Genomic DNA, 348 nt, shown 5'->3' with positions numbered 1-348 from the left:
CAACCGACCCTAACTATGCCGACAAAGTTTTACGAGTTAAAGCTAAGATTGATGAGATGAAATAGCGTTATTGAATGCACTCGAGAGCTTGCCACCGGCAGGCTCTTTTCTTATCCGCTCCTTCAGTCTTACGCGCCATCCATAGTTTTCTCCTTACACTTCAATAAATTATTGTCTTTTAACTCTCCGTCATTTCTATTGGCACATATATTGCTAATTATCTTAATAATAAGCTGTAGTAGTTAATCAGTTCATGCTGATTTTGTTAAGTTTTTTGGGGGCATTATGGCGTCGGATCTTCTGAATGTAGGAGCACAAAGTGTTCTTACTGCTCAGAGACAGCTAAAC

The sequence above is a fragment of the Vibrio sp. 10N.286.46.A8 genome (genome assembly GCF_041470165.1).
GTDB lineage: Bacteria > Pseudomonadota > Gammaproteobacteria > Enterobacterales > Vibrionaceae > Vibrio > Vibrio tasmaniensis_A.
The sequence above is the reverse complement of the archived record's forward strand: the minus strand, read 5'-3'. Positions refer to the sequence as shown.